The following is a 6,013-nucleotide window of genomic DNA, read 5'->3' as shown; positions in this document are numbered from 1 at the left end:
GCTTCTTGGAAAAGATAAGCCTTTCTATCTGGGGTACTGTCCTATAGAAAGTAATAACTCCATGTTGATCTGTATTGTGAAAAAAAGTGTTGTTGATAATGTGATGAGAAATTACCAGAAAACAGTGCTTTTTACAACAATACTGATGGGAAGTTTTATCATTTTGCTCTTTGCCGGATTGTTTTACAGTATTTCAAAACTTAATATTGCAGACCAAAAAGCAGAATGTGAAAAAAGAAATAGTGAGCTTCAATTACAGACAATGAAGGAAATGGAAGCGGCAAATAAAAAACTGAAAAAGGCAAAGAATATTGCAACAGAAGCTCTGCAGACAGCTGAAAATGCAAATAAGGCGAAAACAGATTTTCTGTCGAATATGTCACATGATATTCGTACACCTATGAATGCAATCATTGGTATTACGTCACTGATCAGACATGATGCAGGTGATAAGGCGAAAGTAACAGAGTATGCAGATAAAATAGATACATCATCACAGCTTTTGTTAGGAATTATTAATGATGTTTTGGATATGAGCAAAATTGAAGCCGGGAAAACTGTTTTTAAATACACGGATTTTTCTATTCTGGATTTTATACAGGAAATTGATCATATGTTTAAGATACAGGCAGAAGAAAAAAATCAGACCCTTCAGTTTACAAAAGAAAACATCCTGCACGAGTGGGTGAATGGGGATCGGGTGCATCTGATGCAGATTTTCAGTAACTTGCTTTCTAATGCAGTGAAGTACACACAGAAGGGCGGAACAATTGAAGTAGAAAGTGAACTGGGGCAGGGAAGTTGTTTTGAAGTTATTATGAATCTGAAAGTTGTAGAAAACCGATCAGTTTCTCTGGAGCCACAGGCAGAAAAAGAGGAGTTGGATAAAAATATCCTAAAAGGAATGCGATTCCTGTGTGCAGAAGATAATGAGCTGAATGCAGAAATTTTGATAGAACTATTAAAGATTGAGGGGGCAGAGTGTACTATCTGTGAAAATGGAGAAAGACTTCTTAATACATTTGAACAGTCTGCTCCAGGGGATTATGACATGATTTTAATGGATGTGCAGATGCCTGTCATGAACGGCTATGAGGCAACGAAAGCAATCCGCAGAAGTACACATAAACTGGCAAAGACGATTCCAATCGTTGCCATGACCGCCAATGCATTCTCAGAGGATATACAACATTCTTTAGCTGCCGGTATGAATGCACATATTTCAAAACCAGTGGAGATGAAGGTTTTAAAAAAGACAATAAGAAACATAAAATTTGGTGAAGGGGGGTATCGAAACGCAGGTCACTGAATAGTAATAAATAGGTTTGATGCGACAGATGCTGTTGAACGGATGAATGAAGTGGATGCTGACAGGTATGATCTGATTTTCATGGATATTCAGATGCCTAAAATGGATGGTTATATGACAACCAGAGAAATTCGTACTCTAAAGAACAACAAGAAGGCCAATATTCCAATCGTTGCCATGACTGCAAATGTGTTGAGGAATTAAATAATTTGCATAAAGAAGAACATTTTCTCTTTTTATCTATAAGAAATAATGTTATAATGTGCTTGGAAAACAAAAAGATAAAATGGAAAGAGGCAAATTATGAACATTGAAGAAAAGTTAGAGATTCATGACTGTCCATTATGTGACGGTGGTGCGTTATTAGAAGAAGAAGGCGGCTGTGGTTATTATGTAATGTGTTTAGAATGTGGATGCCAGTCCGTAACGATTGACTTCCATTCTGAAGAAGAACGTCTCGAAGCAGCGAAAAAGACTGTAGATTTATGGAATGCCGGTAAGGTAATTTCATGTAATCCGGGAGAATGATATAAAGTACAATATCATAAGAACGTAAAAGGCATAAGCCGTACCGAAAAAATCTTGATAGTCTGGATACAGGCTATCAAGATTTTTTTATTTTAATTTTATTCCCAGAGGGAAAGTTGTATCTTTACCTATGGTAATTTCAATTCTTATCTATACCAAAATTGAAGTATCTCATATTTCCATCGATTTGGTGCTAACACAGGATATTTTCCAAAATAAATTTTAACAGTCTGAGATTTACCTGGTTTGATATTTACTTTGACGTTTTTCTTCTTTACTGGTTTCATATCGTCCCATGCATCATCAAAAAACAGCGTTGTTTTAAGCTGTACTTTTGTAATAGTGCGTTGGCTTTTGTTTGTAAATTTTATTTTTACATAGCATTTACCGCTGTAGCTGTCATAAATTAACCCGGCTTTTTTAGATTTTAGCTGGTCATAGGTAGGGGCTGGGCTTTTTACAGTTATTCGGATGCTTTGTTTTTTGCCGTTGATAACAGCACTTATAGTTGCTTTTCCTGGCTTTTTTGGAATTAATTTCTGACCAGATACTTTTATGATTTTTTTATTGCTGGACTTAATTTTTTTAATACTTGGTTCTTTTCCATGAACGGTTACAAAATCTCTCATGAAGTAGTGATAACCCATGAGCATTGTCCCCTTCTTTTTCTTTATAAAAGCAGTTGATTTTTTTACAGTAATATCAAGTTTTTTGACAATAGTTTTATACTGGATGGTTAGTGTTGCCTTTCCTGCTTTCATCGCCTCTATTTCAATACCGATATCCATATTTGGATGATAGTTGGCAAAATCAATATTATATTTGTCAATAACTTTTAGTACGGAAGGATTAGAAGAAGTGGCAGATACTTTTGATGCAGGGATTTTTGAAAGGTCAGGATCGCTAATTGTAGCGACAATAATGTTTGTGTGTCCTGGATAAACATTTTTTAAATCAGCAAGGCTTTTCGTATTTAACCACATATTTAAAAAGTAAGAATCATCTGTCTGAGCATGAACCTGTGTTGGAATAACGAAACTCAGGCACAGAAGTAAAAGTGGGATAAGTAGAAAGATTCGCCGGATCCGAAAGGCAAAGTATAATTGGTTCTTTAATTTCTGTTCTCTTTTTTTGTTTAACATTTTCATTTCCTCCTTTTATGAAATATTTAGATGAGAGTAAAAACTTCATTGTTGTGGTCTTATAGCAAAGAAAGATGGATTATATAAGTGTTATAACTGCCCATACTCTTATCAGAGCAAACAGAATAGCCAGTACGCCAATTCCAAAAAACAACAAACTAAGAAAATGGCTTCCTCCACCTGTTATCTCTTTCAAGGTTTCTGTCACATCTGCTGGATTTTTTGGATTATAATATCCAGGACATTCTTTTCCAATAGGATATTGATCTGTAGAACTTCCCAGGCGGGTATGATATTCATATTGCTGCCCATTTACCGTATATTCGTAGACCGGAGTATAAGAGGTAACAGAAATCCTGCTTTCTGGACCTTGTTCGTTGGAATTGGTTTCTTCCCATTCATTTTTTTCGACTTTGATTACACGCAAAGTAGTACGTCCGGTGTAACGTTGCTGATATTCCTCATTTTTTTTCGTTGCATTGTCCCATAATTTTTTCCCAAACCAAATAAATAGCAATCCCAAAAGCAGTGGGATTACTGCTAATGTAAAAGAATAAATATAAAAATGTTCCATAATTTTCCTCCGTTTTGCATCATGTACTCTGGAAATCAGTAAAAATAGTTGCCGTATGTAAATAGAGCGCTTTTAGAATACACCCTCGTTTAGATAATGCAGATCGTAAGAAGATGTATAGTTATAAATCATTTCATAGTAATTTGATAAAATAGTTCTTACACTTTTATTATATAAAAATTCACATAGAAAGATAGTGCCTTACAGTCACCATTTTGATTTAGAGTGTATTTAAATCCCCCACAAATTATAATGCACATCTTACAGAAAGCATTTTTTAAACACGATCTGGTGTTCTCTGTAAATAAATCTATAAGTTAACTTATAAATTAAATTTATGATTTGTGCCATAAATGAAGAAAATAGTGACTGTCGGATACTGGAAGAGATAAGTGCTTTTGTGATAAACTATATTTATTCAGGACTGTACGATTTTTATTCATCGCATGAGTTTGTGTTTGGATATAATAAGAGAAATAGAAAAGAATAGATACAGAAAATAATGAAAATAAATTGAAAATAGATATAGAAAAGGAATAGGTCATGGATAGGAAAAGCGTATTGGAAGTAGGAAAAGTGCTGTATCACTCGGGTCTTCCCTTTCGAGTGAGATTATTTAATATACTGGCTTCACTTGGATTCATCATCAGTCTGTGTAATGGAGTTCTTTCTTATTGGAATAATGGAGATAGGAAACTACTGTTAATAAATACAGGGATTGCCTTGCTATCTTTGTCGCTCCTTTTTTACGCATACCACAGTAAAAAATATCAAAGATGCTACTTTATAACAATCGTTGTGATTTTTATGTTTTTATTTCCAATTATGTTTTTTAAGAGTGGCGGGTATAAAGGTGGAATGCCGTCTTTTTATATTTTTGGAATTTTATTTACTATTTTTATGCTGGAAGGCTGGTTAATGTTTTTTTGTGTATGGCTGGAACTGATAATCTATATATTCACGATTGGGATTGCCTATTATTATCCAGATACGGTAATCTGGTTTCAATCGGAAAAAGAGATTGTTGTGGATGTGCTGACGGGAGTTGTTGTATCGAGTGCTTCTCTTGGCGTTGCGATGTATCTACATTTTCGAATATATAAAAAGCAGCAGGTTTTTCTTATGCAGGCAAGGGAAGAAGCGATGGAAGCAAATCGCGCCAAGAGTACATTTCTTGCAAATATGAGTCATGAGATTCGAACGCCGATTAATGTGATGCTTGGAATGAATGAGATGATTTTACGGGAGTCTGAGTCAAGGGAAGTCGTTCAGTATGCAAAGAGTGTGGAAAAGGCGGGGAATTATCTGTTATCTCTTATTAATAATATATTGGACATTACGCGAATTGAATCAAAAAAGTTAGATATAATTGAGGAAAAGTTTTCATTAAGACAACTTGTACAGGAAGTCTGCCTGATTGGAGCAAAGCAGGCAGAAGCAAAAAATCTGGAGTTTGTAGTAGATGTAGAGGAAACTCTTCCGAAATATCTGGAAGGTGATGCATTGCATATCAAACAAGTTATCCTCAATTTAATTAATAATGCGGTAAAATATACAAAAAAAGGGAAGGTTTTTCTTAAAGTTTGTCAGGAGGAAAAGCAGATTTCTTTTTCTGTGAAGGATACAGGAATCGGGATTAAAAAAGAAGATATGGAAGCGCTTTTTGATATGTTTATGAGGGCAGATATCAAACGCCACAGAAATATTGAGGGAAGTGGACTGGGTCTTACAATAGCAAAAGAACTTTGTGAACAGATGGGAGGGCATATTCAGGCAGAAAGTATCTATGGAAAAGGAAGTAACTTTACAGTATATTTTCCATTAAAAGATGCAGGAACAGAGAAAATTGGACAGTGGAAAGTTGTGGAAGGGGAACCTGTGCAAGAAAAAAGGAAGGAGTTTTTTGCATCAGAAGCACAGATTTTACTGGTAGATGACAGTGAACAAAATATTCAGGTGATTACATCACTTTTGCGAAGAACAGGGGTACAGTTAGATACGGCGGCCAGTGGTTTTGAATGTATCGAAAAAGTTAGAAATAAAAAATACCATTTGATTTTTCTTGATTATATGATGCCGGAAATGGATGGAATTGAGACATTTCACAGATTGAAAAAAGAGGTAAATGGGCAGAGTGTTCCGGTGATTGCACTTACAGCGGATGTGTCCACGGGAATTCACCAGCATTTTCTTTCAGAAGGATTTTCTGATTATTTGTCAAAACCGGTGATGTGGGAGAAGTTGGAAGAATTGCTGTTACAATGGCTTCCAGCTGCTCTGGTCTCAATGAAGAACGGTGCGGGAGAAGACTGGAACATAACGGAAAAACAACTTTTAGATTTGAAGCAAAAATTAAAAAAATGGGATATTGAACTTTCCGAAGGGCTTCATTTATTAGGTGGAAGTATTGTGCAATACAGAAAACTTTCCGAGCTCTTTGTAGAATATTATGAGCCAAAT

At 35.2% G+C, this 6,013-nt stretch carries 6 protein-coding genes; 4 read left to right on the top strand and 2 right to left on the bottom strand.

The window, feature by feature from the left end; genetic code table 11:
• The 3 genes from EUBHAL_RS13725 to EUBHAL_RS13720 all read left to right on the top strand — a co-directional run.
• The coding region (locus EUBHAL_RS13725) for a response regulator (RefSeq protein ID WP_005351376.1) at positions 1–1,309 on the top strand (1,309 nt) is incomplete at its 5' end.
• Positions 1,310–1,513, top strand: coding sequence for a response regulator (locus EUBHAL_RS15545; protein WP_330360930.1), 204 nt, complete (start codon positions 1,310–1,312; stop codon positions 1,511–1,513).
• A gap of 99 nt (positions 1,514–1,612) precedes the next feature.
• Positions 1,613–1,837 carry a Lar family restriction alleviation protein gene (locus EUBHAL_RS13720; RefSeq protein ID WP_005351373.1) on the top strand — a complete coding sequence of 75 codons (225 nt, stop codon included), beginning with the start codon at positions 1,613–1,615 and terminating at the stop codon, positions 1,835–1,837.
• 146 nt (positions 1,838–1,983) lie between these two features.
• On the opposite strand, the gene EUBHAL_RS13715 is transcribed toward EUBHAL_RS13720, so the two are convergent.
• A complete protein-coding gene (locus EUBHAL_RS13715; protein ID WP_022170455.1) occupies positions 1,984–2,979 on the bottom strand; it encodes a hypothetical protein in 996 nt (331 codons plus the stop codon).
• 79 nt (positions 2,980–3,058) lie between these two features.
• The gene (locus EUBHAL_RS13710) at positions 3,059–3,553 is read right to left on the bottom strand and encodes a DUF3592 domain-containing protein (RefSeq protein ID WP_005351366.1); all 495 of its coding nucleotides are present in this window, start codon (positions 3,551–3,553) and stop codon (positions 3,059–3,061) included.
• A gap of 807 nt (positions 3,554–4,360) precedes the next feature.
• On the opposite strand from EUBHAL_RS13710, the gene EUBHAL_RS13705 reads away from it, so the two are divergent.
• Positions 4,361–6,013 (top strand): ATP-binding response regulator (locus tag EUBHAL_RS13705; protein ID WP_049940664.1); only part of this gene is annotated, 1,653 nt, incomplete at its 3' end.

The sequence above is a fragment of the Anaerobutyricum hallii DSM 3353 genome (genome assembly GCF_000173975.1).
Taxonomy (GTDB): domain Bacteria; phylum Bacillota; class Clostridia; order Lachnospirales; family Lachnospiraceae; genus Anaerobutyricum; species Anaerobutyricum hallii.
Note: the sequence above shows the minus strand (reverse complement) of the source record. Positions and strands in the feature narration are given on the sequence as shown.

What these genes read in the sequence shown, in the direction of transcription:
- EUBHAL_RS13720 (WP_005351373.1), top strand. Translation starts at nt 1,613, where the DNA reads ATGAACATTGAAGAAAAGTTAGAGATTCATGACTGTCCATTATGTGAC.
- EUBHAL_RS13715 (WP_022170455.1), bottom strand. Translation starts at nt 2,979, where the DNA reads ATGTTAAACAAAAAAAGAGAACAGAAATTAAAGAACCAATTATACTTT.
- EUBHAL_RS13710 (WP_005351366.1), bottom strand. Translation starts at nt 3,553, where the DNA reads ATGGAACATTTTTATATTTATTCTTTTACATTAGCAGTAATCCCACTG.